At 72.3% G+C, this 25223-nt stretch carries 30 protein-coding genes and 1 pseudogene; 12 read left to right on the top strand and 19 right to left on the bottom strand.

The window, feature by feature from the left end:
• Both I5E_RS15920 and I5E_RS15915 read right to left on the bottom strand, forming a co-directional pair.
• Window positions 1–890, bottom strand: an 890-nt coding sequence (locus I5E_RS15920) for a carbohydrate ABC transporter permease (protein ID WP_022907858.1), incomplete at its 3' end; no start/stop codon positions are given.
• Between the two features lie 5 nt (window positions 891–895).
• The gene (locus I5E_RS15915; protein ID WP_022907857.1) at window positions 896–2170 is read right to left on the bottom strand and encodes a sugar ABC transporter substrate-binding protein; all 1275 of its coding nucleotides are present in this window, start codon (window positions 2168–2170) and stop codon (window positions 896–898) included.
• A gap of 95 nt (window positions 2171–2265) precedes the next feature.
• Here I5E_RS15915 and I5E_RS15910 point away from each other — a divergent pair, with 95 nt between their 5' ends.
• Window positions 2266–3252, top strand: a complete 987-nt coding sequence (locus I5E_RS15910; protein WP_031262954.1) for a LacI family DNA-binding transcriptional regulator — start codon at window positions 2266–2268, stop codon at window positions 3250–3252.
• A gap of 107 nt (window positions 3253–3359) precedes the next feature.
• Window positions 3360–4019, top strand: a complete 660-nt coding sequence (locus I5E_RS15905) for a hypothetical protein (RefSeq protein WP_148287002.1) — start codon at window positions 3360–3362, stop codon at window positions 4017–4019.
• Here I5E_RS15905 and I5E_RS15900 read toward each other — a convergent pair.
• Window positions 4016–4636 carry a helix-turn-helix domain-containing protein gene (locus tag I5E_RS15900; protein ID WP_022907854.1) on the bottom strand — a complete coding sequence of 207 codons (621 nt, stop codon included), beginning with the start codon at window positions 4634–4636 and terminating at the stop codon, window positions 4016–4018. The genes I5E_RS15905 and I5E_RS15900 overlap by 4 nt on opposite strands.
• Before the next feature lie 58 nt (window positions 4637–4694).
• Between I5E_RS15900 and I5E_RS15895 the strand changes: the two genes are divergently transcribed.
• On the top strand, window positions 4695–5666 hold the full coding sequence (locus I5E_RS15895; RefSeq protein ID WP_022907853.1) for an NAD(P)/FAD-dependent oxidoreductase: 972 nt from the start codon (window positions 4695–4697) through the stop codon (window positions 5664–5666).
• A gap of 39 nt (window positions 5667–5705) precedes the next feature.
• Here I5E_RS15895 and I5E_RS15890 read toward each other — a convergent pair whose 3' ends face one another.
• From I5E_RS15890 to I5E_RS15860, 6 genes are all read right to left on the bottom strand, one after another.
• Complete coding sequence (locus I5E_RS15890; protein ID WP_022907852.1) at window positions 5706–6371, bottom strand: pentapeptide repeat-containing protein; 666 nt, start codon at window positions 6369–6371, stop codon at window positions 5706–5708.
• Between the two features lie 4 nt (window positions 6372–6375).
• Window positions 6376–6801 carry a DUF6314 family protein gene (locus I5E_RS22920; protein WP_022907851.1) on the bottom strand — a complete coding sequence of 142 codons (426 nt, stop codon included), beginning with the start codon at window positions 6799–6801 and terminating at the stop codon, window positions 6376–6378.
• A 9-nt stretch (window positions 6802–6810) separates the two neighbouring features.
• Window positions 6811–7053 (bottom strand): SHOCT domain-containing protein, encoded by a 243-nt coding sequence (locus tag I5E_RS15875; RefSeq protein WP_022907850.1) that lies wholly within the window; start codon window positions 7051–7053, stop codon window positions 6811–6813.
• Entirely contained in the window at window positions 7050–7355 is a 306-nt protein-coding gene (locus I5E_RS15870) for an SHOCT domain-containing protein (protein ID WP_042723963.1), read from the bottom strand. Before I5E_RS15870 ends, I5E_RS15875 begins: the two co-directional genes overlap by 4 nt.
• 103 nt (window positions 7356–7458) lie before the next feature.
• On the bottom strand, window positions 7459–8496 hold the full coding sequence (locus I5E_RS15865; RefSeq protein WP_022907848.1) for an NAD-dependent epimerase/dehydratase family protein: 1038 nt from the start codon (window positions 8494–8496) through the stop codon (window positions 7459–7461).
• Window positions 8496–9689, bottom strand: coding sequence for a zinc-dependent alcohol dehydrogenase (locus I5E_RS15860; protein ID WP_022907847.1), 1194 nt, complete (start codon window positions 9687–9689; stop codon window positions 8496–8498). The genes I5E_RS15865 and I5E_RS15860 overlap by 1 nt, the downstream gene beginning before the upstream one ends.
• 233 nt (window positions 9690–9922) lie before the next feature.
• Here I5E_RS15860 and I5E_RS15855 point away from each other — a divergent pair, with 233 nt between their 5' ends.
• A complete protein-coding gene (locus I5E_RS15855; RefSeq protein ID WP_031262950.1) occupies window positions 9923–10741 on the top strand; it encodes a polysaccharide deacetylase family protein in 819 nt (272 codons plus the stop codon).
• On the opposite strand, the gene I5E_RS15850 is transcribed toward I5E_RS15855, so the two are convergent.
• The gene (locus I5E_RS15850) at window positions 10733–11239 is read right to left on the bottom strand and encodes a GNAT family N-acetyltransferase (RefSeq protein WP_022907845.1); all 507 of its coding nucleotides are present in this window, start codon (window positions 11237–11239) and stop codon (window positions 10733–10735) included. The genes I5E_RS15855 and I5E_RS15850 overlap by 9 nt on opposite strands.
• A gap of 51 nt (window positions 11240–11290) precedes the next feature.
• On the opposite strand from I5E_RS15850, the gene I5E_RS15845 reads away from it, so the two are divergent.
• Window positions 11291–11875, top strand: coding sequence for a TetR/AcrR family transcriptional regulator (locus I5E_RS15845; protein WP_022907844.1), 585 nt, complete (start codon window positions 11291–11293; stop codon window positions 11873–11875).
• 102 nt (window positions 11876–11977) lie between these two features.
• Here I5E_RS15845 and I5E_RS15840 read toward each other — a convergent pair whose 3' ends face one another.
• Window positions 11978–12874: an aminoglycoside phosphotransferase family protein gene (locus I5E_RS15840; RefSeq protein WP_022907843.1), complete on the bottom strand. Its 897-nt coding sequence runs from the start codon at window positions 12872–12874 to the stop codon at window positions 11978–11980.
• Between the two features lie 22 nt (window positions 12875–12896).
• Here I5E_RS15840 and I5E_RS15835 point away from each other — a divergent pair, with 22 nt between their 5' ends.
• On the top strand, window positions 12897–13265 hold the full coding sequence (locus tag I5E_RS15835) for a nuclear transport factor 2 family protein (RefSeq protein ID WP_022907842.1): 369 nt from the start codon (window positions 12897–12899) through the stop codon (window positions 13263–13265).
• Between the two features lie 59 nt (window positions 13266–13324).
• Here I5E_RS15835 and I5E_RS22915 read toward each other — a convergent pair whose 3' ends face one another.
• From I5E_RS22915 to I5E_RS15820, 3 genes are all read right to left on the bottom strand, one after another.
• Window positions 13325–13975, bottom strand: coding sequence for a DNA alkylation repair protein (locus tag I5E_RS22915; RefSeq protein WP_022907841.1), 651 nt, complete (start codon window positions 13973–13975; stop codon window positions 13325–13327).
• A complete protein-coding gene (locus I5E_RS15825; RefSeq protein WP_022907840.1) occupies window positions 13972–14775 on the bottom strand; it encodes a sulfite exporter TauE/SafE family protein in 804 nt (267 codons plus the stop codon). The genes I5E_RS22915 and I5E_RS15825 overlap by 4 nt, the downstream gene beginning before the upstream one ends.
• Window positions 14776–15201: 426 nt before the next feature.
• Window positions 15202–16299: a type I restriction endonuclease gene (locus I5E_RS15820; protein WP_022907839.1), complete on the bottom strand. Its 1098-nt coding sequence runs from the start codon at window positions 16297–16299 to the stop codon at window positions 15202–15204.
• A 275-nt stretch (window positions 16300–16574) separates the two neighbouring features.
• Here I5E_RS15820 and I5E_RS15815 point away from each other — a divergent pair, with 275 nt between their 5' ends.
• A complete protein-coding gene (locus I5E_RS15815) occupies window positions 16575–16763 on the top strand; it encodes a hypothetical protein (RefSeq protein WP_022907838.1) in 189 nt (62 codons plus the stop codon).
• A gap of 39 nt (window positions 16764–16802) precedes the next feature.
• Here I5E_RS15815 and I5E_RS22910 read toward each other — a convergent pair whose 3' ends face one another.
• From I5E_RS22910 to I5E_RS15800, 3 genes are all read right to left on the bottom strand, one after another.
• Window positions 16803–17999: a peptidoglycan DD-metalloendopeptidase family protein gene (locus I5E_RS22910; RefSeq protein WP_187290521.1), complete on the bottom strand. Its 1197-nt coding sequence runs from the start codon at window positions 17997–17999 to the stop codon at window positions 16803–16805.
• A gap of 151 nt (window positions 18000–18150) precedes the next feature.
• Window positions 18151–18627 (bottom strand): SRPBCC family protein, encoded by a 477-nt coding sequence (locus tag I5E_RS22905; RefSeq protein WP_022907835.1) that lies wholly within the window; start codon window positions 18625–18627, stop codon window positions 18151–18153.
• Complete coding sequence (locus tag I5E_RS15800; RefSeq protein WP_083858009.1) at window positions 18624–19013, bottom strand: ArsR/SmtB family transcription factor; 390 nt, start codon at window positions 19011–19013, stop codon at window positions 18624–18626. Before I5E_RS15800 ends, I5E_RS22905 begins: the two co-directional genes overlap by 4 nt.
• 89 nt (window positions 19014–19102) lie before the next feature.
• Here I5E_RS15800 and I5E_RS15795 point away from each other — a divergent pair, with 89 nt between their 5' ends.
• Window positions 19103–20971 (top strand): gamma-glutamyltransferase family protein, encoded by a 1869-nt coding sequence (locus I5E_RS15795; RefSeq protein WP_022907833.1) that lies wholly within the window; start codon window positions 19103–19105, stop codon window positions 20969–20971.
• Window positions 20972–21033: 62 nt separating this feature from the next.
• Here I5E_RS15795 and I5E_RS15790 read toward each other — a convergent pair whose 3' ends face one another.
• Both I5E_RS15790 and I5E_RS15785 read right to left on the bottom strand, forming a co-directional pair.
• Complete coding sequence (locus tag I5E_RS15790; RefSeq protein ID WP_022907832.1) at window positions 21034–22077, bottom strand: NAD(P)-dependent alcohol dehydrogenase; 1044 nt, start codon at window positions 22075–22077, stop codon at window positions 21034–21036.
• Window positions 22078–22115: 38 nt separating this feature from the next.
• Window positions 22116–22712: a DUF805 domain-containing protein gene (locus I5E_RS15785; RefSeq protein WP_022907831.1), complete on the bottom strand. Its 597-nt coding sequence runs from the start codon at window positions 22710–22712 to the stop codon at window positions 22116–22118.
• Window positions 22713–22834: 122 nt separating this feature from the next.
• Here I5E_RS15785 and I5E_RS15780 point away from each other — a divergent pair, with 122 nt between their 5' ends.
• From I5E_RS15780 to I5E_RS22895, 4 genes and pseudogenes are all read left to right on the top strand, one after another.
• On the top strand, window positions 22835–23275 hold the full coding sequence (locus tag I5E_RS15780) for an OsmC family peroxiredoxin (RefSeq protein WP_022907830.1): 441 nt from the start codon (window positions 22835–22837) through the stop codon (window positions 23273–23275).
• 71 nt (window positions 23276–23346) lie between these two features.
• Window positions 23347–23598: a hypothetical protein gene (locus I5E_RS15775; RefSeq protein ID WP_148287000.1), complete on the top strand. Its 252-nt coding sequence runs from the start codon at window positions 23347–23349 to the stop codon at window positions 23596–23598.
• A gap of 53 nt (window positions 23599–23651) precedes the next feature.
• Window positions 23652–24161: pseudogene (locus tag I5E_RS26770) on the top strand (threonine/serine exporter family protein); the annotation flags it as partial.
• 167 nt (window positions 24162–24328) lie between these two features.
• Window positions 24329–25223 (top strand): threonine/serine exporter family protein (locus I5E_RS22895; protein WP_261974972.1); only part of this gene is annotated, 895 nt, incomplete at its 3' end.

Genomic DNA, 25223 nt, shown 5'->3' with positions numbered 1-25223 from the left:
AACGCCGACGTGTACGACAGGTAGGCCGGGGTCAGCGTGGTGTTCGCCGGGCCACCCTGAGTGCCCGTGTAGATCTGGTCGAACACCTGCCAGGTGCCGATCAGGCGGAGGGTCAGCACCGTGAAGAGCGTCGGGCGCAGCTGCGGCAGGGTGACCCGCCAGAACCGCGTCCACGATCCAGCGCCGTCGATCATCGCCGCCTCGTCGACGTCCGGCGACAGGTTCTGCAGCGCCGCGACGAAGAGCAGCATGAACGTGCCGCTCGTCGTGAACACCGCGAGCAGGATGAACGCCGTCATCGCGACCGACGGGCCCGCGAGCCACTCCCACCACGAGACGCCGAGCAGTGTGTGGTCGGCGAGGAACGCCGGCGGGGTGCCCGCACCGAGGTGGAACAGCCCGGTCGGCTCGTTGAACCAGTTCGGACCGGTGATCCCGATCCAGCTGATGACCTTGTTCACGGCGCCGGTGGACGAGAACAGGAACAGCCAGAGGACGGTGATGGCGACGGAACTGGTCACCGAGGGGAAGTAGAACGCGGTCCGGAAGAACCCGCGCCCGCGCAGCGCCCGTCCGCTGACGAGCAGGGCGAGCCCGAGCGCGACGGCGGTCTGCAGCGGCACGACGAACACGACGTACCAGAGGTTGTTCCGCAGCGCGGTGCCGAAGTTCTGCTCGTCGAGGCCTCCGCCGCCGAGGATCTTCGCGTAGTTCTGCCCGCCGACGAAGGAGACGTCGGACGAGAACGGACTGCCGACCCCACGCCAGTCGGAGACGCTCACCCACGCGGCCATCAGGACGGGGACGAGCAGGAACAGGCCGAGGACGATGATCGTCGGCGCGGTGAACAGCCAGCCCGAGACGGCCTCGGCGCGGTTCTTCCGGGACACGTCCGTCAGCCCTTCAGCGCGGCGGCCATGTTCTTCTGGACGCCCTCGAGCAGGGTCTTCGTGTCGGTCGTCCTGAGGCTGCCGAGCTTCGAGTCGAAGTCGGCGAGGACGTCGGCGGTCCCGGATGCGTTCGGCAGGCCCTGGGCGGCGTCGGCCTGGTCGAGGAACGCCGCGTCCCGGGGGTACTCCTGCTTCCAGGTGCTCGCGGCCGACTCGACCGAGGGCATCACGCCGAAGGCCTTCGCGAATGCCAGCTGCTGGTCCGTGCTGGTCATCTTCTCGACGAAGGACAGCGCCGCCTTCTGGTTCGGCGAGTCCTTGGCGATGCCCCAGCAGTTCGTGAACTGCAGGGTGCCGGCGCCCTTCGGCCCCTTCGGCAGGGCGACGACCCGGTAGTCGACGCTCGGGTAGCTCGACGACATCGCACCGGTGAGCCAGTTGCCCTCGATCGTCATCGCCGCCTTGCCCTTGCCGAAGGCGTCACCGCCCCAGCTCTCGCCGAGGTCGCTCGAGAACTGCATCGAGCCGTCCTGGAGCAGCCCCTTGACGTAGTCGAGTGCCTCGACGTTCGCGCTCGAGTCGACCGTCGCCTTCGTCTGGGCGCTGTTCGTCAGGGCGCCGCCGGCCTGGGCCATGAACGCACCGAGGCGTTCGACCTGGGGGCTCGTGGTCAGGCCGACCCGACCGTCACGGGTGAGCTTCTCGGAGACGGTCTTCAGCTGGTCCCACGTGGTGGGGACGTCGCTGTCGGTGAGCCCGGCGGCCTTCCAGTCCTTCGTGTTGATGAACAGCGCGAGCGTGGAGAAGTCCTTCGGTGCGCAGTAGAGCGTGCCGTCGACGGTGAACGACTTCGTGAGCGTCGGGTAGAAGTCGCTCGAGCCCTGCAGCCGGTCGCCGTACGCCAGCAGCGAGCCGTTCGCCGCGTACCCGGCGAGGGACGACGTGCTCACGTAGAAGACGTCGGCGGGCTTGCCGGCCGCGAAGCCCTGGGCGAGCTGCTGGTCGAGGTTGTTCGCGGGCTGCACGGTCGCATCGGTGCCGGAGGACTTCGACCACGCGGCGGCGGCGCTCTTCACGGCGGCGGTCTCGGCGTCGCCGGACGAACCGATCAGGACGGTGAGCGGGTCGTTGCTCGAGGTGAGCTTCGCGGCGGAGCCGCCGGAGCCCCCGGAGCCGCTCGTCCCCGAGCTGGAGAAACCGGATCCGCAGGCGGAGAGGGTCAGGGCTGCGGTGAGCGCCATCGCTCCCGCGGTCAGCATGCGTGCTGTGCGTCGTTGCATCAGGGGGACTCCTCGTCGAGTTCGTACTTCGATCGTTCAAATTTGATCGATCAAACGAGTCGACCATACACCGCGGAGGCGCTACGGTGAACCCCATGTCGCACCCCGCCACCGTCGCCGACGTCGCCCTCGCCGCCGGCGTCTCGCGGCAGACGGTGTCGAACGTGCTGAACCGGCCTGAGGTCGTCCGACCCACGACGCTCTCGCGGGTGCAGGCCGCCATCGACGACCTCGGGTACCGCCCGCACGCGTCCGCCCGGCGCCTCCGCACGCGCCAGAGCTCGACCCTCGGCGTCCGGCTGGAACCGGTGCACGGCATCTCCGGCGCGGTGCTCGACCGCTTCCTGCACGCCCTGGTCGACAGCGCCGACGAGCGCGGCATGCGCATCCTGCTCTTCACGGCCACCGACGTCGACGACGAACTCGCCCACATCGAACGCCTCGTCGAGGGGTCGGACGTCGACGGGTTCGTCCTCTCCTCGACCTTCCACGGCGATCCGCGTGCGGCCTGGCTCGGCACGCGGGACATCCCCTTCGTGACCTTCGGGCGACCGTGGGGGCTGCCGGACATGGACGCCGCACCGCATCCATGGGTGGACGTCGACGGGCGAGCGGGCGTGCACGACGCCACCGCGCACCTGCTCGCCCGGGGGCACCGGCGGATCGGGTTCCTGGGGTGGCCGAGCCCCTCCGGCCAGGGCGACGAGCGCCGACGGGGCTGGCAGGACGCGATGCGCGCCTCCGGTCTGCCCGAGGACGCCGGGCTCACCTGCGGGGACGACGTGACGGCGGCCACCGCGACGGTGGCGGACGCCCTCCGGCACGGCGAGGGGTTCGACGCCCTCGTCTGCGCGTCCGACACGCTCGCCCTCGGGGCGCGGTTCGCCCTCGACGCGGCGGTGCCGGTGGTCGGCTACGACGACACCCCGGTGGCCGAGGCGGTCGGCATCTCGAGCGTCGAACAGCCCCTGGTCGAGGTCGCGTCGGCCGCGGTCGAGCTGCTCATGGGTGCCGGGCGGACGGTCCTGCCCGCGTCCACCGGCCACCGTCTGCTGGCACCGCGGATGGTCTGGCGGGACTGACACACACAGGACACGATCGGATGACGATCGGGTCGTCCGGGACCGAGCGCGACTACCGTCCGGTCCGGGTCCGCAGGTGGGCCCGCGATCGACACCAGGGGGAACTCGTGCGACGGAACAGGACCACCGGGCTCGCGCTGCTCGCACTCGCGGCGCTCCCGCTCACCGGGTGCGCCCAGGCGACGTCGGGGGTCGGAACCGGCCCGTCCGACGGGGCGTCGACGAGTGCGGCAGCCACCACCGCTCCCCCGACCGCCCCGACGAGCGCCAGCCCTCGCCCGACGTCCACGATCACGCCCGTCCCCGGCGTGGACGACGACGCCGGGCGACTCCCCGACTCCTGCAGCGGGCTCATCACGGCCGGCAGGTGGGACTCGGCCTTCGCCGACGCCCCGCTCAACGACCCGGCCGTCGTCGGGAGCCCGGTGGCGGTCCCGAAGGACGACCTCACGCCGGTGCTGCAGCCCGACGGCAAGCAGCTGTACTGCGTCTGGCGGGACCCGCAGGCGGACACGACGTTCCTGTCGATCCGGGTCGCGACGGTGGACTCGACCACGGCATACCCACACCTGAAGTCGGCACTGAACGGCTACGACTGCTCGCTCGACGGGTACGGCTACCGCTGCCAGGAGATCTCCGAGAACAGCCAGTACCCGGTCACCGACGGCGACACCTACTACACGCGCGGCGACGTCGGCATCCACATCCAGCAGTCGAACGTCACGACGTCGGGCCTGCTCGACGACGTCATCGCACACGTCTTCTAGCGGTCGGCCGGACGCGACCGGATGTGCGCCCGCTCACCCTGGGGGCCGTACAGGCAGAGCACCTCGGTGACCTCGTCCGTGGTGTTGCCGACCCAGTGCGGCGTGTGCGTGTCGAACTCGACGACCTCACCGGGCCCGAGGTCGAAGTCGCGGTCGCCCAGGAGCAGTCGGAGTCGTCCGGACAGCACGTAGAGCCACTCGTAGCCCTCGTGCGTCCGGAGGGTCCGGTCCGTGTTCGGCGGTTCCGGCGGGATGAGCTGCTTGAACGACCGCACACCACCGGTCCGTCGAGTGAGCGGCACCACCACCCGGCCGCCGTGCACCTCCGGTGCGAGGTGTACCCGGGGATCGCCGGTCCTCGGCGCTCCGACCAGGTCGTCGAGGGGCACCTGGTACGCCCGGGCGAGCGGCAGCAGGAGCTCGAGGGTCGGCTTCCGTTGGCCGGACTCGAGCCGCGACAGCGTCGAGACCGAGATGCCGGTCTCGGCGGCGAGTGCCGCGAGCGTGACGTCCCGGCGCGTCCGCAGCGCGCGGAGTCGTGGACCGACCCCGTCGACGACCTCGGCCGTCGTGCGCGGGGTGATCCGTTCCTCCCGGTCCGTCGCCACGGCGTCCATGTTGCCAGACCGGCAACGATGTTTGCCATCCTTGCGTGGGGATCCGCAGGATGCACGCATGCGTGATCACTACGACGTCATCGTCATCGGCGGAGCAGCCGCCGGTCTGTCAGCTGCACTCGTCCTCGGCCGGTCGCGACGGTCCGTGCTGGTCGTCGACTCCGGCGAACCACGGAACGCCCGGGCCGCAGGGGTGCACAACTACCTCGGGCGCGAGGGGGCCTCGCCGGCGGCGCTCGGAGCGGTCGGTCGCGACGAGGTGGCCGCCTACGGCGTCGAGGTGACGACCGGGAGGATCGTGGCCGCGTCCGCCACCGACGGTGACGGTGTCGACCCGGTCGGCTTCTCGGTCTCGCTGGAGTCCGGCGCGGTCGTCACGGCCCGCCGTCTGGTCGTCGCCTCCGGCGCCCGGGACGTCCTGCCGGAGGTCCCGGGCCTCGCCGAGCAGTGGGGGCGCGGCGTCGTGCACTGCCCGTTCTGCCACGGGTGGGAGATCCGCGACCAGCGCATCGGCGTGCTCGTGACGTCACCGATCGGGGCACACCAGGTGCTCATGTTCCGCGCGCTCAGCGAGGACGTGACGGCGTTCGTCACGGACCTGGCACTCGTCGACGACACCACCCTGGACGGTTTTGCGGCCCGTGGCGTCGCGGTCGTGACCGGTCCGGTCACGTCCGTGGTGTCCGACGGCGAGCGGCTCACCGGCGTCTCGCTGGCATCCGGCGAGTTCGTGGCGCTCGACGCCCTGGCCGCGGCGAGCACGGTCGAGGCGCAGGTCGGGTTCCTCGCGGGGCTCGGGCTCGAGGCCACCGACCAGTTCATGGGCGACCACCGCTTCGCCGGCGCGCTGACGGTGGACGGCGCCGGACAGACGAGCGTCCGGGGTGTCTACGCCGCCGGGAACGTGGCGGCGCCGATGGCCACCGTCATCGCCTCGGCGGCTGCGGGCACGCAGGCGGGCGCGGCGCTGCACGGCGACCTCGTGCAGGCCGACCTGGCGGTGGCGCTGGCGGCGCGCGCCGCCGCGTGAGGCAGCGCGCGACCGCGTGCACCGCGCGGCCGGCGACGGTCAGTCGACGCGGTAACCCGCCTGGGCGGCGAGGAGCGGCGCGAGCGTGTACAGCTGGTCGGCCGCGATCGTCGCGCCGCGGAACCCCTCGAGCCGCTCCACCCGGTCGAGGTCGGCGGCCCGGAGGTCGACGTGGTCGATCCGCGTGTTCGACCCCTCGGCCGCGCGGATGCTCGTCCCCTCGAACGACACGCGCAGCAGCCGGGCGTCGGCGATGTCGAGCTCGTCGACGACGCAGTCCCGGAACACGACGTCGGTGACGGTCGAGCCGCGGAGGTTCACGAACCCGAGCTTCATGCCGACGAACTCGACGCCGTTCAGCGTCGTGTCGTACAGCTCGGCCGAGCCGATCCGGCCGCCGGCGATCCGGACCTCGCGCCAGGAGCTGCTCGACGCGCGGAACACCGGGGCGTCCAGCGTCTCGACGATCGCGTCGCGCACCCGCAGTCCCCGCAGGTCGGCGCCGTCCGCCCGGAGCGTGCCGATGACCGACTCCTCGATCTCGAGGTCCGGCAGCCGCTCCCCCGCGAGGTCGAGCACGTCGATGCGCTTGCCCTCGATCCGGTCGCCCGTGAGGACGTCTCCGGGCCCCGGAGTCCAGTCGTCGAGGTCCGTCGGTTCGGTCAGGGTGGTGCGCGGGGCGTCGGTACCGGAGCTGCGGGGCATGCGCTCAGTCTGCCGCGAGGGACCGACGTCGCAGCGTGCTGTCGAGGACGTAGTCCTTCGCCGGGCCGTGCGCCTCCCACCGGACCGTCCAGCGCTCCGTGTCGCCGGCGAGCACCCCGGAGTAGTCGTCGGGCGCGCAGGCGTGGGACACCGCCGATCCCCAGACCCAGTCGTGGAACACCCGACCGTCCGAGAAGTGCACCGTCCAGTCGTCGTCGTCGTCCGAGCCGCGGCGGACCCAGAGCGTCCGGGAGACCGGGACGGTGCGGCCGTCGAAGGCCATCGTGCCGACCTCGTCCCAGCGGACCGCGTCCGGGGCCGTGCACGAGAGCGTGGTGGTCCCGGTCACGAGGCCGTCGATGCCCGCACGTCGGTCGAGGACCGTGCGGTGCAGGGTCCACTCCCCGAGCAGGTCGATCGGTCGCAGCACCCGCCCAGGCTAGTCGCGGAGGGCCTCGGCCCGGGCGGCGCGGTACTCGTCGTCCGAGATGACGCCGCGGGCGCGCAGGTCGTCGAGCTCGGCGAGCCGCTGCTCACGGGAACCGCCCGTCGCGCGGCGGGGCCGTCGGACGACGAACACGATCGCGACGACGACGGCCACCACCACGAGCGCCACCACCACGCTCCAGACGAGGTCGTAGACGGGCGGCACCAGTGGGTTGTGGGTCTCGGCGGTGATCACGCGCGGAGGGCCTCGGCCCGGGCGGCGCGGTGCTCCTCGTCCGAGATGACGCCGCGGGCGTGCAGCTCGTCCAGCTCGGCGAGCCGCTGCTCGAGCGACTTCTCGGGCGCCAGCGTCCGGCTCTGCATGGCCTGGTACGCCAGGTCCTCCTGCATGGTGAACGGGTTCTGGCCCCGCTTCGCCATCCGTGCGCTGCGGAGGACGACCGTCACGACGATCGCGACGAACCCGAGACCGATCACGGCCGCGACCACGCCGAACAGCACCCCGAACGCGCCGAACGCGCCGAGCCCGCCATCCATGCCGTCACCCAACAAGTTCCCGAACACGCCGTCCCCCTTCGTCGGAACGATCCGACCGTAGCGCGTCCCCGGCCCGAGCGCTGTCCCACGAAGGGGCCACCCGTCACCCGCGCAACGGCCCCGACCCCGGCACCCGCGCCCCGTCCCGGAACCCGGCCACGAGCTCGCGCAAGGCCTCCTCGGAGCTGTGCCGCGCCTCCCATCCGAGTACCGACCGCGCCCGATCGGTCCGCATGATCGGCACCCGGGCCGCGATGTCCACCCACCCGGCGTCCGTCGGCTGCAACCGCAGCCGCCAGGTGAGCGTGACGAGTCCGCGGATCGCCCACATCGGCACCCGCACCGCGCCGCGCATGCCGAACGCCCGCGCCATCCTCGGCGGGGTGAGCACGGGTGTGGCAGCTATGTTGAACGCCCCGCCGGCACGCCGGTCGATCGCTCGCCAGAAGGCATCGCCGACGTCGTCGGCGTGCACGGCCTGGAACACGAACGCGAGCGGCAGGGGCAGGACCGCCCAGCGGATCCACCGGACGACCGACATCGGCACGAGGCGGCCGAGGAAGAGCCCGCGGAGTTCGGCGGCGGCGCTGCGCTGGAAGACCAGGCCGGGTCGCAGCCGGGTCACGACGACGGACGGGTGGGCTGCCGCGAACGCGTCCATCGCCGCCTCGTTCTGGGCCTTGTGGATCGAGTACGTGGCGGTCGGGATCCCGGTGACGGGGAACTCCTCGTCGACGGGCGTCCGCTTGCCGTCCACGTCGACCCCGCGGTACGCCCCCACGGACGAGGCGACGACGACCTGGGGCACCTCGACCCGGGCGACGGCCTCGAGGACGTTGGCGGTCCCGGTCACGTTCGTCCGGTACTGCGCCGGGATGTCGTGCGTCGGCTGCAGGGCCCAGCCGAGGTGCACGACGGCGTCCGCGCCCCGGAACACGGCGGCGAGCTGGTCGACGGCGTCCGGGGCTCCGATGTCGACGGCGTGCCAGACGGCCTCCCCGTAGGGCTCGGCGCGGAGGTCCGGCAGCCGTCGGGCGACCCCGACGACCTCGACGGCGGTGCCCTCGGCCCGGACCGTCGTCAGCCGCCGGAGCACCGCGGTCCCCAGGTTGCCGGTCCCGCCGACGACGACGATCCGCATCAGGCCGCGGCCATCGCGGGGTCGAGCACGACCTTGACGCAGCCGTCCTCCTTCTTCTGGAACACCTCGTACATGTGCGGAGCGTCCTCGAGCGAGACCCGGTGGGTGGTCAGGTCGAGCGTGCCGAGCGGGTCGGACGGGTCCTGCACGAGCGGCATGATGTCGTCGATCCAGTGCTTCACGTTGCACTGCCCCTCGCGGACGGTGATCTGCTTGTCGAAGAGCGTCATCATCGGCATGGGGTCGGCCATCCCGCCGTAGACGCCGCTCAGCGAGACCGTGCCACCGCGGCGGACGAGGTCGATCGCCGCGTGCACCGCGGCGAGCCGGTCGATGCCGGCGGTCTCGATCGCCTTCTGTGCGAGCTTGTCGGGCAGGAGCCCGGCGGCGCGCTGGGCGAAGCCGGCGACCGGGTTGCCGTGCGCCTCCATGCCGACCGCGTCGACGACGCCGTCGGGACCGCGACCGTCGGTCAGGTCGACCAGCTGCGGGACGACGTCCTTCGTCAGGTCGAACACCTCGGCACCGTGCTTCGCTCCGAGGTCGCGGCGGACCTGCTCGGGGTCGACGGCGAGCACCCGGTAGCCGAGGTGCGCGCCGATGCGGGCGGCGAACTGGCCGACGGGGCCGAGGCCGAGCACCGCGAGCGTCCCGCCCTCGGGGACGTTCGCGTACTGCACGGCCTGCCACGCCGTGGGCAGGATGTCGCTGAGGAACAGCCAGCGGTCGTCGGGCGTCCCGTCGTCGGGGATGACGATCGGCCCGTAGTCGGCGTGCGGCACGCGGAGGTACTCGGCCTGGCCGCCGGGCACCTGGCCGTACATCTTCGTGTAGCCGAAGAGCGCGGCGCCGGAGCCGTACTCGGTGACCTGGGTGGTCTCGCACTGCGACTGGAGTCCGCGTTCGCACATGTAGCAGTGCCCGCACGAGATGTTGAAGGGGACGACGACGCGGTCACCGACCTTCAGGTTCGTGACGGCGCTGCCGACCTCCTCCACGATGCCCATGGGCTCGTGCCCGAGGACGTCGCCCCTGTCGATGTACGGACCGAGGACCCGGTACAGGTGCAGGTCGGAGCCGCAGATCGCCGTGGAGGTGATCCGCACGATCGCGTCGGTCGGCTGCTGGATTGTCGGGTCGGGGACGGTCTCGACGGACACCTTCTCGGTGCCCTGCCAGGTCAGTGCGCGCACGTCGTGTTCCTCTCGTGGTCGCTTCGAGTCGGCCAGGAGGCGCGGCTCGTCTCCCCACGTCGGTACCCGCCCGCCCCGTGGTGCGTTCCCAGCCCCGTCCGGCCAGCGCGGTCCGTGGCGGACGCGAGCCGCGCCTCCTGGCCCGGTCCCCGTGGCCCCGGTGGCCGATCGGCCAACCGGATCGTCCCGGGAGCCGATGCGCCCGACCGGCCGGTCACCCGATGCTGGTGCGGATGGACCACCGCACCACCCGCCGCTCCCTGCTCGCCGGAGCGGGCGCCCTGCTCGCGGCCGGAGCGCTCTCCGCCTGTGCGCCCACCGGACCGCGACGGGAGGCCGTCGCGACGCACTCGCCGACCCCGACGCCCGTCCCGTCTCCCACCCGGACACCGACGCCGACGCCGACGTGGGTGCAGCCGACGCTCACGAGGACACCGCTGCCGGCAGGCACCGTCACCGGACTGCCCGCCGGGACACCCGGGATCGCCTGGACCGTGGACGACGGCGCGTCATCCGACGTCGTCGGCGCCTACGCCCGCTTCGCGGCCGAGACCGGCACCCGGCTCACCTTCTTCGTGAACGGCGTCCGGCCCTCGTGGACGGAGCACGCCGACGTGCTGCGGCCCCTCATCGCGTCGGGGCAGGTGCAGATCGGCAACCACACCTGGGACCACCCGGCCCTGACGAAGCTCGGCGACCAGGCCATCGAGGACGAGCTGACCCGCAACCACGAGTTCATCGAGCGGACGTTCGGCGTCGACGCACGCCCGTACTTCCGACCGCCGTACGGGTACCACGACGCCCGGGTCGACGCCGCCGCCGCACGGGTCGGCTACACGACACCGCTGCTCTGGTACGGGACGCTCGCGGACTCCGGCGACATCGGCGCCGGACAGATCGTCGGGTTCGCCGACCAGTGGTTCACGCCGGGTCGGATCGTGATCGGCCACGCGAACTTCCCGGGGACCATCGGCGCGCTCCCCCGGCTGGGCGCCCTCGTCCGGCAGCGTCGGCTCGGGACGTACACGCTCGACGACGTGTTCTCACGCTGACCCTGCTCCGATGACGTCGGGGGCCGGGCCGAGTCGCCGGCCGAAGCACACCGAGTTCGTCGACCCGGCGTAGGCACCGAAGAGCGGGATCGCCGTGTACCCCTCGCGCTCGTAGAACCGGATCGCGTCGGGCTGCGCCGTGCCGGTCTCGAGGACCACCGAGCCCGCGCCCGCCCGCACCGCTTCCTGCTCGAGCCGCCGGAGCACCGCCGTCGCCACACCGGTCCCCCGAGCGGACGGCGCCGTGTACATCCGCTTGATCTCCACGACCCCGGCACCGAGGACGTCGTCGGGGAGCGGCCGGAGCCCGCCGCAGGCGATCGCGGAGCCGTCCTCCCCACACGCCAGGACGAACACCGGGACGTCGGCCGCGGTCGGCGGGACGCCGGGCTCGTGGTCGTCCGTCCCGTAGCGCGCGTCGAGCTCCTGCCGCTGTGCTCGGCGGAGCCGGTCGGCGTCCGCGTGGTCGAACGGGACGGTCGTGATGGTCCAGCGCATGGCGATCCTTTCGGTAACGATCGTTACGGTAACACCTGTTACGCTTCCGGTGTGCCCCGGACCCGAGACGACGCCGCCCAGCGGACCCGGTTGTCCGAGGCCGTCTTCACGACGCTCGCCGACCTCGGTCCGACCGGCCTGACGCTCCGCGCCGTCGCCGAACGCGCCGGGTGCACGACGGGGCTCGTCCTCCACACGTTCCCCGACAAGCGCGCCCTCCTCCTGCACGCCCGACAGGTCCTGCACGACCGCACCAGGGTCCGTGCCGACGCACTCGAGGCGGACGCCCCGGATGCGGCAGCAGCGGTGCGGGCGGTGGCCGGCGGCGCACTCGCCGTCGATGCCGGGCGCCTCGCCGAGGCCCGGGCGTGGGTCGCGTTCCTCGCCGCCGCGCTCGGTGACCCCGTGCTGCGCGACCAGCACGTGACGAACAGCCGCTCCTTCGCCGGGCGACTCGCTCGACTGCTCGCGCTCGCGACCGGCCTGGCGGATGCGGTGTGTGACGACCGCGCGGCTGCCCTGGTCGCGACCGTCGAGGGGATCACCGCGCTGGCCGCGGGCGACCCCGAGCGGTGGACGCCCGAGCGACAGGTCGCGGCGCTCGACCTCGTGCTGGACGCGGCGCTGACGCCCTAGCCCCGCCGGCCCGGCCCCGGCCCCGACCCCGACCCCGACGGGCGGTCTGGCTACCCGGGTGGGCCGGGCTGCGCGCGGCGGCCCGGCTGCTTGACGCGCAGCTCAGGTCGCGACCGGATCGGCGAGGACCGCCCCCAGCACCGCCTCGTGCTCCGCGCGGTCCCCGGGCCCGGCGCTCCCCGCGAGCATGATGAGCGCCTTCCAGAGCGCCCAGCCCCGCGCCCGCGCCCAGGTGCCGGCGTCGAGGCCGACGGCGTCGCGGAACACCCGTCGCGCCTCCGGGTCGAGGAACGTCCAGGCGAGGACGAGGTCGCCCGCCGGGTCACCGACACCGCACGTGCCGAAGTCGATCACGGCCGAGAGCCGTCCGTCCCGGTCGACGAGCAGGTTGCCCGGGGCGACGTCGCCGTGGAACCACACGGCCGGCCGGTCCCAGGCCGAGGCGGTCGCTGCGCCCCAGACCGCCTCGCACGCATGACGGTCGACGTCGTCACCGAGCCGGTCGAGCGCCGCGACCACCTCGGGCGCGTAGTGCGACGGGTGCACTCCCCGGTGGAACGAGTGCGCCCCGGCGACCGGACCGTCACCCGCCGGCACGGCCCGCAGCTGCCGGAGCACCGCACCGACGTCGGCGGCGAGGGCCCGTCGGTCGAGGGTCGAGGCCCGGGCAGCGACCGTGCCGTCGATCCAGCGGCGGACCGACCACGGGAACGGGTAGTCCTCGGCCGGGACCCCCAGGCCGACCGGCTCCGGCACCGGGACGTCGAGCCGCGCCGCGAGGTACGGCAGGACCCGCTGCTCCTTCTCGACCGCTGCGACGTACCCGGCCGCGCTCGGCAGCCGGACGGCCAACTCGCTGCCGAGCCGGTAGGTGCGGTTGTCCCACCCCTGCGGATCGACCTCGCGGACGGGCAGCCCGGCCCACTCCGGGAACTGCGCGGCCACGAGCCGTTCCACGAGCGCGGCGTCGATGCGGGGTCGGGGCACCTCGGTGTCCATGCGCCCAGGCTAGGCTCCGCCCATGCCGACCGTGTCCGAGCTGCTGACCACGAACCTCCACGACGTCTTCGGGAACCGCGACGCTGCCGCACGTCGCGCTGCGATCGAGCGGACGTACTCCCCCGACGTGACCTTCACCGACCCCGAGGGGACCGTCACCGGCTGGGACGCCCTCGACCAGAAGGCCGCGGGGATCCTCGACGAGGCACCCGGTGCGTTCCAGTTCGTCGAGGAGGGGCGTCGCTACGTCTCCGAGCACCACGGGGTCCTCGCGTGGGGCTTCGGCCCGGTCGGTGCGCCGGCGGTCCGGGGCGTCGACGTCGTCGAGGTCCGGGACGGCGTCGTCGTGTCGCTCACGACCGTCCTCGCGGAGCCCACCGCCTCCGACTGAGCCATCGCCGGGTGGCGCCGTCCGACGTCAGGACGGTGTCAGCGCGCTGGCCTGCAGGGTCAGCCGCGCAGTCGGTCGCGTTCCGCCGACGGCAGGTGCTCGGTCGCCGTCGCCCGGGCCGTGGGGCTCAGGAATCGTCCCTGCCGCTCAAGGAACGACACGAGCGCCGCCTCGGACGCCCGCTTGCCGGTCTCGCGGAGCACCCGGCCGAGCGCTGACTGCACGGTGTCGTTCCGCTCCCGCACGAGCCGCCCCGCGATGGCGAGCGGCACCTCGGCGTCACCCTGCTTCGCGAACGCCAGGGTGGCCACGACCGCGATCCGACGGACCATCGCCACGTCGGACTTCACGAGCGCGAACAGCGGTCCGGTCGAGCCCTCGACGAGCGGGGCGCCCACGAGCTCCTCCGCTCCGAGGTCGACCAGCACCGTGTCGTCGAACCGCTCCGCCTTCGCCGCCGACAGGTACTCGTCGGTCAGCTCCGGGTCCGGGTGCTCCCGCATCGCCTGCACGAGGAGCAGGACGGCGACGAGCCGCGCGCCCCGGTCCTCGCTCCAGAGCAGCGCGGACCGCTCACCCTCGTCGAGGTCGGCGAACTGCCGCGCGACGCGTCGCGCCGCCGGCACGTCACCGGGTGTGCGCGCGAACGCCGCGAGCACGGCCTCCGCATCCGCGGGGTTCCGTCCACCGCCGGACTGGAGGCGCGTCACGCGACCTCCCCGTCCGTCGCCTCGTTCCGCGGTGCGGTCCGGCGACCGCGGCGCAGGACGATCACCGCGACCACCACGAGGAACGCGGCGAAGAGCCAGGTGCCCACCTGCGGATCGACGAGGCGGGCGATCCACGCGCCTCCGGGAGCGCAGATCGCGGCCGTGACGCCGATCGTGAGGCCGACCCGGAGGTCCACCGCTCGGCGCCGGAGGTTCGCCACCGTGCCCGAGACGGACGTCGGCACCATGGTGAGCAGCGAGGTGCCCTTCGCGAGCAGGTCGCCCGCGCCGAGCGCAACCTCGAGCCCCGGCACGATGACGACCCCGCCGCCGACCCCGACGAGCCCGGACAGCACGCCCGACAGCAGCCCGAGCAGCAGCAGGACGATGGCCTCGACCACACCGAAGTGCACCTCGCCCCCGCGCGTCGGCACCGCCACGAACAACGAGACGAGCACGACGGCGATGAACCCCACGAAGATCCACGGCAGGACCCGCAGTGGCAGCGCCCGCAGGAGCCGCGCGCCGATCGGGGCACCGACGACGCTGCCGACCGCCAGGGTCAGGGCCGCGAGCCAGTGCACCTCGCCCTGCACGCCGTACGTGATCGCCCCGACGACGGCCGCGGGGGCGATCGCCACGAGGGACGTCGCCGATGCCCGGCGCTGGTCGAGGTGGAGGAACGCCATCAGGGCCGGCACGACGATGACCCCGCCGCCGACGCCGAACAGGCCGGAGAGGATCCCCGCCACGATCCCGATCGCCACCAACACGATGACCCGTCCGCCGCGCTTCTCCATCCCGTCCACCCTACGGCCGACGTCGAACGATCAGGACGCGAGGGCCTCGGCCGCCGGACGATCGCCCCGGGCAAGGTTGGGGCCCACCACCGCGGCAACGGTGATGGGCTCCGGATTGCTCTCCGAGTGGAGTGCCAGAGGGACACGCGACGTCCCGAGCGTTTCGCTCGGAGCCAGCGTCCGTGACCCCGGTCGCGGACGCGCCCTTCGGCCCCCGCGGCCGAGCCTGTCCTGACCACCGGTGCCGAGTTCGCTCGTGGCCTGCGTCTCGGATAGCGTTGTCAGACACTCCCGGATGTCTCGACTACCGGGCGCGAAGCCCCGCCTCTGGCGGGGCTTCTGTACTTCTGACCGCCCAGCGCTTCGGCAGGGTGACCGTGCCGTGGTCATCCACGATCCGGTTGCGCACGCGAATGCTGACGATCCTCATGATTCGTACCGCTGGACGGAAGTCCTGATCGCCTCGGCGTGGAGGTAGATGTCGTCGAGCGCGTCGATCGGGTGCTTGGTCTCGACCTTGTTCTCGTCGAACAGCCCGAGGTACTTCTGCTTCTTGCCGTTGAACCACAGACGAGCGATCGGCTTGCGGTTGTTGTCGTCGAGCAGGACGGCGAAGTACGACTTCTGGTCGCGGTGCGCGATGCGGTCCGGCTTCACCTCGCTGCAGGCGATCGCCTTGACGATCTGGTACCCCTCGAGTTCCTCGAGCGTGGTCTCGATCTCGGTGTCCCGGTCGAGATCGTCCTCCGCGACTGCCGCGCTCGTCATGGCTTCCGCAGGTGCTTCCGCTCCGACCGGCGACGTGTAGGAGGCGCCGAGAGCCGTCTTGAGGCGATCGTTGACCTGCTCGTTCAGGAACTGCTTCGAGGCCTTCGCGACCAGGGTCGTGAACTGTGTCCGCGCCTCCTGGGTGAAACGGCCGTCGTAGACGCGAGAGGCGAAGAGACGGACGAAGTCTTCCTCGGGCTCGCGGAACTGCGCGGCGATCGCCCGCTTGATCGAGCCGACGTACTTGAGCTCTTCCGCCGCGCTGATGACCGAGTCGAGGTCGAACACGTCCTTCGTGAGCTTGCTCAACTCCGGGAGGAGCGTCTCGTCGATGTCAGCGAGGTCCAGCACCAGGAACGGCCGGTCGTCCATCTTGTTCGGCGCGTCGAGGTCCGTGTAGAAGTTGTAGACCTCGCCGTTCGTGAGCACCGCGATGCGGGCGTTGGTGACGGAGAAGTAGCGGAACAGCTGCGACGCATGCTCGATCTTCAGCGGCTCGGTGGACTTCTTGCACTCGATGAGGATCTGCACCTCGCCATCGCGCATGATCGCGTAGTCGACCTTCTCGCCGCGCTTCACACCGACATCGGCGGTGAACTCCGGCACGACCTCCAGCGGGTTGAACACGTCGTAGCCGAGGATCGTCGAGATGAACGGCATGACGAACGCGTTCTTCGTCGCTTCTTCGGTCTGGATGGCCTCGCGCTGGTTCTGGACCTTCGTGGCCAGTGCAGCAAGGCGTTCTTCGAACTCCATCGTTCCTCCCCTGGGTCGATCCAACGTTAGTTGAAGACCTGTCACCAACGCGATTGCTCGCGCCCCCACTTCGCGGGCAGTGGCCAGACTAGCGCAGTGGAACATCACACATCATCACCGTAGGCTGTTGCGCGGGGCGGCGGTCGCCGGACGATCGCCCCGGGCAAGGTTGAAGCCCACCACCGCGGCAACGGTGATGGGCTCCGAGTTGCTCTCCGAGTGGAGTGCCAGAGGGACGCACAGTGTCCCGAGCGTTTCGCTCGGAGCCAGCATACGTGACCCCGGTCACGGACGCACCCCTCGGCACCCCGCTCCTCGTGTCCGCCGGCGCTGACACACCGGAGGCGGTCTCGATGTCGAAGGACAACGGGTCCGAGCCCAGGCGTCGGGTGTCCTGGTTGCCGGTCGCGAGCTTGCTCGTGGCTGTCGCCAGGCTCCTGCTCGACGTCTGGCGGAGGGACTGAGACGGCGGCCCGCACTCGACTCGGGTGCGGGCCGTTCCACTACCGGAAGTGCAGCAGCGTCAACGGGTCGAAGAGCGACCCCGCCCGCCGGGTCTCGACGTGCACGTGCGGCCCGGTCGACTGCCCGGTGTTGCCGGACTTCCCGATCTCGGTGCGCACGGACACGATCTGCCCCGGCTTGACCTCGATCGCGCTGAGGTGCGCGGTGAGGACCGTGACGTTGCCGTAGGTCACGACGATGTAGTTGCCGTACGACGCGTTGTTCGCGACGGTGCTCGTCACCGTGCCGGTCCCCGAGGCGTACACGGGCGTGCCCACCGCAACCGGGGCGTCGGCGCCCTGGTGGTACCGCGGCACGTGCCCGGCGCCGCGGTCGTCGCCGTAGCGTCCGGAGATCTTGGTGCTCGCGACCGGCCACATCATGCCCGTGACGGGCTTGGTCGACCAGACGCGGGTGTCCTTGCCGCCGTAGAGCACGACGTTGCCGTCCACCTGCACCATGAGCGTGCCGGCGCCCGCGGTGCCGGTCCGCGAGTTCCAGAGCGTGACCTTCTTCTGTGCGGCGTCGCGACCGACCACGGCGAAGTTGCCGTCCTTGCGCAGCTCTGCCCAGGCGCCCGCGTGCCCGGCGGTCCCGGACTGCCAGACGACCTTGCGGTTGACGGTCTGCACGAGGTTGCCGTCGGTCTGCATCGTCAGGCGACGGGTGCCGCTCGTGTCCGAGCTGAGCACGGTGCCGGAGTAGATCGAGTTGCCGGCGGGCACGACGCCCTGCTGGCTCGTCCAGTTCACGATCGCGGTCTTGCCCGAGTAGAGGCCCATCGTGCCGTCGGCGCGGACCGCGAACTCGGTGGACTGCGCGGTGCCGGCGGAGGCCCAGCGGACGATGCGCTTGCCGTTCCGCAGCAGGTCGACGGCGCGGTTCCGCCCGATCGTCAGCACGGCACCGGGCTGGTTCGAGGTGTTGGACGCCCAGAGCACCTGGTTGCCGACGCCGTACTCGACGAGGTTGCCGTCACCCTGCAGGATCAGCCGGAACTGGCCGTTCGGCGAGGTCACCGAGTCGCCGGGCTGCAGCGTCGTACCGGCAGGCGCCTTCCCCGTGTAGACCACGGCTGCCGACGCCGGCTCGGCGATCCCGACGGCACCACCGGCGACGACGACGATGGCCACGACCGCGGCTGCGAGTCGTGGGAGTCGGCGAGCGCGCGCGACGGAGGACGGTGTGCTGGTCATGGAACCCCTGATCTGGATCCGGCCGAGCCCCTGCCGACCGTTCGGCGACGCGCTCTCGACACGCCGCCGAACGATGGTCACCTTTTCGTGGAGCCCGCACAACCCCATTGCCCGGACCGGACAACCCCAGTTCCGGGGGCACTCCATGTCGTCAGGGCATCTGGAAGAAGGCCTTCGGGGCGCCGAGCAGGGCCTCGAGCTTGTGGAACGACTGCGTCCACCCGGCGATGTTCATGTCCCGCATGACCTCGGGGAAGGGGCCCTGGGTGAGCGTGACGACCGTGCCGTCGCCGTCCTCGGCGAACTCGAGCGTGAGGGACAGCGGCGTCCCGTCCTCGATGCCGGGGATGCCCTCGGCGGTCGACGTCCCGACGATGATCCGGTTCTCCTCGACCTCCTGGAGCGTCGACTGCACGGGCGAGGCCCACCCGGGGTCGTCGTTGCTCACCATGGTGAGGTTCCAGGCCCCACCGACGCGGGCGTCGACCTCGACGGTGGCGACGGGGACGTGGAAGCCGAGCGGCCCGAACCAGAGCGCGAGCTGTGCGGGGTCGACGAACGCGCGGTAGACGTCCTGGACGGGGTACGCGAACCGGTGGGTGGCGTGGGCGGAGAACTGCTCGGTCATGACTGCTCCTGCTGGTCGTCGGACGGGACGGTGGGTGCTGTGGACGCGCCGCCCACGGTGGCGGGCGGACGCTGGGAGGCGAGCAGCGCCTCCAGGCTGTCGAACCGGCGGTCCCAGACCGGCTGCAGCCCGCTCAGCCACCCGGCGAGCTCGGTGACGGCCTCGGGCCGGAGCCGGCAGGTGCGCCACGTGCCGTGCCGCTCACGGGTGATGAGACCGGCGCGTTCGAGGACGCCGAGGTGTCGGGAGATCGCCGGTGCGCTGACGTCGAACGGCTCGGACAGGTCGGTGACGGTCGCCTCGCCCTTCCCGAGTCGCTCGACGATCCGCCGACGGATGGGGTCGGCGAGGGCCGAGAGGACGGCGTCGACGCGGTCGGTGGTCATCGTCGCCTCCTTGGTGAACACTGCGGTTAATTAACCGCTGCGTTCAGTATGCGCGCACCCGCGGATGCACGCAAGGACAGGATGGGACCATGCCGACGCCGAACCCCGCATTCACCCCGCCCGCCCCCACGACCACGCGACCGGACCTCGCCGGCACCTTCGGCATGGTCGCCTCGACGCACTGGATCGCGACCGCCACCGCGCAGTCCGTGCTCGAACGGGGCGGGAACGCGTTCGACGCCGCGGTCGCCGGAGCGTTCGTGCTGCACGTCGTCGAGCCGCACCTGAACGGCCCCGGCGGCGACCTCACGGCGGTGTTCGCGACCGAGGACGACCCGACGCCGACCGTGCTCGTCGGCCAGGGGCCCGCCCCGGCCGGTGCGACACCGGAGCACTACCGCGCCGAGGGGCTCGACCTCGTCCCGGGAGCCGGTGCCCTCGCCGCCACCGTGCCGGGTGCCGTGGACGCCTGGCTCCTGCTGCTGCGCGACCACGGCACGTGGGAGCTCGCCGACGTCCTCGCACCAGCCGTCGGCTACGCGCGGGACGGCCACCCGGTCGCACCGGCGGTGGTCCGGACGATGACGGCGGTGCGCGGGTTGTTCGAGGAGCACTGGCCCACCTCCGCCGCGCAGTGGCTGCCGGGAGGCGCGGTGCCGGCCCCGGGGGACGTGGTGCGCAACGAGGCGCTCGCCTCGGTCTTCGAACGGCTCGTCGCCGCCGGGAGCGGCGTCGACGGCCGGAGCGCGCGCATCGACGCCGCCCGCGGCGAGTGGGCCGAGGGCTTCGTCGCCGAGGCGATCGACCGGTTCGTCCGCCAGCCGCACCGCCACGCGTCCGGGACCGACCACGCCGGCGTGATCCGGGCGTCGGACCTCGCGGCCTTCCGGGCGACCTACGAGCCGGCGACGACGGCGGAGTTCCGCGGGTGCACCATCGCGAAGACCGGGCCGTGGGGACAGGGTCCGGCGCTCCTGCAGACCCTGCGACTGCTCGAGCCGCTCGACGACGCACGTCTCGACCCCGCGACCGAGCTCGGCGCGCACACGATCGTCGAGGCACAGAAGCTCGCGCTGGCCGACCGCGAGGCGTTCTACGGCGACGGCGACGTCCCCCTCGACGTCCTGCTGTCGGACGCGTACACCGACGAGCGCCGAGCCCTGATCGGGGACCTGGCATCGGCCGAGCTGCGGCCCGGGACCGTCGAGGGCGTCCGACACACGATGCCGCCGGTCCGGACGTCGCACGAGGCCTCGGCCGGAGCCGCCGGGTCCGCGGGCGAGCCGACGGTCCGCATCGAGCGGGACGCCCCGGCGGTCGCGCCCGTCGAGGACCGCGGCGAACCGTTCGTGGCCCCGGACGGCGAGACCCGCGGTGACACGTGCCACATCGACGTCGTCGACCGCTGGGGCAACATCGTCAGCGCGACCCCGTCCGGCGGCTGGCTGCAGTCCTCGCCGACGATCCCGGGGCTCGGTTTCTGCTTGGGTACCCGCCTGCAGATGACCTGGCTCGAGGAGGGCACGGCCTCGACCCTCCGCCCCGGCGAGCGCCCGCGCACGACGCTCACCCCGACCCTGGTGCTCCGCGACGGCGTCCCGGTCGCCGCGGTCGGCTCACCGGGTGGCGACCAACAGGACCAGTGGCAGCTGCTGTTCCTGCTCCGCTGGATCGTCGGCGGGTACTCCCCGCAGCAGGCCATCGACGCGCCCGCCCTGCACACGACGTCGTTCCCGGGGTCGTTCTGGCCGCGCACGTGGGAGCCGGCTGGACTCGTGGTCGAGGACCGGATCGGCGACGACGTGGTCGCCGGCCTCGAGGCCCGCGGGCACGTCGTCACCCGCGCGGGCGACTGGACGCTCGGCCGGCTGTCGTGCGTGACGCGGGACCCGGCGACCGGGGTGCTCGGCGCGGCGGCGAACCCGCGGGGCGCGCAGGGTTACGCCGCGGGACGGTGACCCGGTAGCGCGCGGCCCCGCGTCCCCGCGTCTCCGCGTCTCCGCGTCTCCGCGTCTCCGCGTCAGAGCGTCGGCACCACGACCGCGCGGCCCGAGAGCTCGCCGGCCTCGAGCTTCCGGTAGGCCTCGAGCGCGTCGGACAGTGCGTAGCGCTCGACGTCGGGGACGATCTGCCCCGCACGGTACATCGCGACGACCTCGTGCAGGTCCTCGACGGTGCCCCAGTACGTGTTCGTGATGGTCGACTCGTACGGGGTCCGGAAGAAGTCCCACTCCGTGGTGCCCCCGGCGATGCCGACCACGGTGCACCGCCCGCCGATCGCCATCGACGCCTGGGCGAGGGTGATCGTCGGCGTCGCCCCGACGAAGTCGAACGCGGCGTCCACCCCGCGCCCGCCGGTGATCTCGCGGATCGCAGCGGCCTGGTCGGGGCCACCCGGCACGGTGATCGCCCCCCGGGCGGCCGCGCGGTCCATCGCGTCCTGCTTCGTGTCCGTCGCGATGACGGTCGCCCCGGTGAGGGCCGTGAGGATCTGGACGGCGATCTGCCCGAGTCCGCCGAGGCCCACGACGAGGGCGTACCTGCCACCGCCGGCCAGGTTCGGCAGCGAGGCCTTGATCGCGTGGTACGGCGTGAGCGCGGCGTCGCTGAGCGGTGCGGCCGCGATCGGGTCGGCGTCGCCCAGCGGCACGAGGTTGCGTGCCGGCACGGTGACGTACTCCGCCATCCCGCCGTCGCGCCCGAGGCCGATGCCCGCGTACGGGTTCGTGGCGGCGTTGTCGCAGTACGTGTCCTGCCCCTTCGAGCAGTACGAGCAGTGCCCGCAGCCGACCGGGCCGTAGACGAGGTAGGCGTCACCCGCGGTGAAGCCGGAGACGCCGTCGCCGAGTTCCTCGACCCAGCCGGAGTTCTCGTGCCCGAGGACGAACGGGGGCTGCTGCGCTCCAGGCTGCCCCGCCTGGAACTCGCGGTAGACGGCGACGTCCGAGTGGCACGCACCGGCACCGGCGACCTTGAGGAGCACCTCCCCCGGACCCGGGGTGGGCTTCGGGACGTCCGTGAGGGACGGGAACGTCTGGAACTGTTCGAACACGACGGCGCGCATGGGGTCTCCTTTGAACCCCGCCAGATTACACCTGTCGCTCAGGACGACAGTTGTGGTTCATCCGTGCTCGACACCTGCCGACCGCCGACCGGGTCGCGGTCTAACCGAGCGCCCCGGGCGCGCGACCGCGAGGCGACCATGCCGGTCAGCACGAGCCACCCGATCGGCCCGGTGAACACGAGGAGCAGGATCCACCTCCCGGTGTGGTCACGGTCGTGCAGGCGTCGGACGAGCAGCGACCACCGCGGCACGACGGTCGCGATCACCGCGGCGAGCAGGACCGCGTCCCACGCGTCCGGCCGGACGTCCCGAGGACCCGAGCCCCAACCGAACCAGGCCCCCTGCTCCACCTCGACGAGGTGGAAGGACACCCGCGGCGAGACGACCGCCCCGAACGGGTCCGCGTACAGCTCCCACCGTCCGCCCGTGCCGTGCACGCCGACGATCCAGAGCGCCGCCGCCGTCAGGGCGAGCTCGAGGGCGATCACCCACCAGAACTCCGTCCGGCTCGCCCGCCCGTGGAACCGCCAGCCCTGCGTCCAGAACCGCACCCACGCGACGACCGGGTTCGTCACGTCGACCGGCCCCGGCTCGAGCACGCGGTCGCGGAAGCCCGCGGTCACCCTGTCCCCCATGCGCCCGATCGTAGGGCAGACCTGCGTCTTCCCCGAGAGCCCTCGCGAGAACGCGCGTTCTCTGATTGACTCGGCGTCGGCGGTCCCGATCGGGACCGATCCCCCACACGAAAGGAGCGGTCATGCCCACGCGCACCGCACGCACCGCCTGGAACGGCGGCCTCAACGACGGTTCCGGCCAGGTCGAGCTCTCCAGCTCGAAGGTCGGCACGTACGACGTGTCCTTCCCGAAGCGTGCCGCCGACGACGCCGGCGGCACCACCAGCCCCGAGGAGCTCATCGCTGCCGCGCACTCCGCGTGCTACGCCATGCAGTTCTCGGCCGTCCTCGGCGAGGCGGGCGGCACGGTCGAGGCGCTCGACGTCAAGGCCGACGTCTCGCTCGGCCCGGACTCGGCCGGCGGGTTCAAGCTGACCGGCATCGTCCTCACCGTCTCCGGCGAGGTCTCCGGCATCGACGAGGCGACCTTCCTCAAGGCCGCCGACGAGGCGAAGGCCACCTGCCCCGTCTCGAAGGCGCTCACCGGCGTCGACATCGAGCTCCACGCGACCTTCGAGCAGTAGGCGCTCGACGCGCGGAACGGGAGGCGCGGTNCNGGTNNGANCCGCGCCTCCCGTCTGCGTACGCTGACGGCATGCCACGTCCCGCACCCTGGACCCACGTGTCCCTCTGGCTCGGCCTGGCCGCCCTCGTCGTCGGCGTCGTGCTGCTCCTCACCACCCCGACCTCCACGGTCGGCTTCGCCAGCGTCGCACCCCGGGTCGACTACGCCTTCGTCGCGGGTTCCCTGGCCTGGCCGTCGACGGTCGGGCCGGTGCTCGTGCTGGCAGGCGCCGTCATCGCGTCGTTCGCCGCGGGACGGCTCAGCGCACAGCGTCGGCACTGAGGGCGTCCAGCGGACGTCCGGACTCGGGCGTCGACGACTGGCACGATGGCGGGATGGCCGAGCAGTCCCTCCCCGGAGCCAGACCCGGGCGTCCACCACGGCCACGCGTCCGGAACCTCGCGCAGCACGACATCCGCGATGCCCGGGCCCGGCTCCGCGGCACGATCTACGAAGAGGTCGTCCCGGACACCCGGGCCCGCGAGCAGTACTCGCCGGTGCAGATCGTCGACTTCTGCCTCGACCTCGCCGAGGTCATGCTCGCCTCGGGCGCGGACACCCGGAGCGTCGAGACCGCCGTCGTCGCGGTGTCGACGAAGTGGAACCTCGCACCGCTCGACCTCGACTTCTCGGGCAGTTCGGTGACGATCCAGTACGCGCCGGCCGACCACCCGCCGCTGGTGAAGGTCCGCACGGTGCAGTCCGACGGCTCGGACCTCGACCGGTTGGCGCGGGCGAACCAGATCGTCGACGACCTCGTGCACGACGAGCGCGACATGACCTCCGCTGTGAGCGCCCTCGTCGCCGTGCTCCGGCTGCCGCCCCGGTGGCCACGCTGGTCCGCCGACGTCGGGCTCTCGATCCTCGGCATCTCGATCGCGATGCAGGCCGGCGGTGGCTGGCGGGGCGGGGCTCGGCGCGTTCGTGCTCATGCTCGGCATCATCGTCTCCCGCCGGTGGCTGACCGGCCGGGGCTTCCCGCAGTTCTTCGTTCTCGGGTGCGCAGGGTGCGGTGGCCTCGGCGATCGGCACGCTCGCGATCTGGGCGGGCGTGCTGCACCGGGGGCAGGCGGCGACGATGGTGGCCGCGCTCGTGGTGCTCCTGCTCCCGCACCCGTCCCTCGTCACGTGGGCGCAGGACGCGATCTCGGGGTTCCGGGCGATGGCGGTGGCCCGGGCGTTCTACATCGGGCTCGTCATCGCCGCGATCGTCGTCGGGGTGCCCGCCGGCATCGCCGTGACGAAGTGGCTGCGGATCGAGGTGGACCCGTCCGGGATCGCCCTGCAGACCCTGCCGCTCTGGGCGTCCCTGCTGCTGACCGTCGTCTCGGCGGCCGCCAACTGCTTCGTGCAACAGGCGAGCGCGCGGGTGATCCCGGTCGCCGTCGTGTTCTCGGTGGCAGCCGGTGCCGCTCTGCGTCTCCTCCGCGAGGTCGGCATCCCGCTGCTCGGAGCGACCTTCCTCGCCTCGGTGCTCCTCGGCGTGCTCGCGACGATCGCCGCCGCACGGATGCGGACGGCCGTGGCGGCGATCGCGGTGCCGGCGTTCTGCGGCGCCCTGCTGCCCGGCGTCGCCGTGTCGAGCGCCCTGCTCAACTTCATGTCCGGGTCGTCGAGCGCGGCGCTGGACTTCGTCGCGGCCGTCTCGGTCGCCCTGGCGATCGGTGCCGGGCTCGTGCTCGGCGGCCTCGTGGCGACGCCGGGGGCACGGCGGGCGCTCCGGCGGTCCCGACGGGTCGTCGTGCACTCCACGCAGTTCACGATGGCGGCCGACGGGTCCTCCGGCGCGACCCAGGGCGGCGAGGGCATCCCGAACATCGACTCCGTCAAGAAGACCATCGCCACCTACTACGGCGACCCCGGCACCGGGATCGCGAACCGCACGGACTCGCCGTACATCCGCGAGA

This window comes from Curtobacterium sp. B18, assembly GCF_000333375.1.
Taxonomy (GTDB): domain Bacteria; phylum Actinomycetota; class Actinomycetes; order Actinomycetales; family Microbacteriaceae; genus Curtobacterium.
This window is presented reverse-complemented; position numbering and strand designations above follow the sequence as displayed.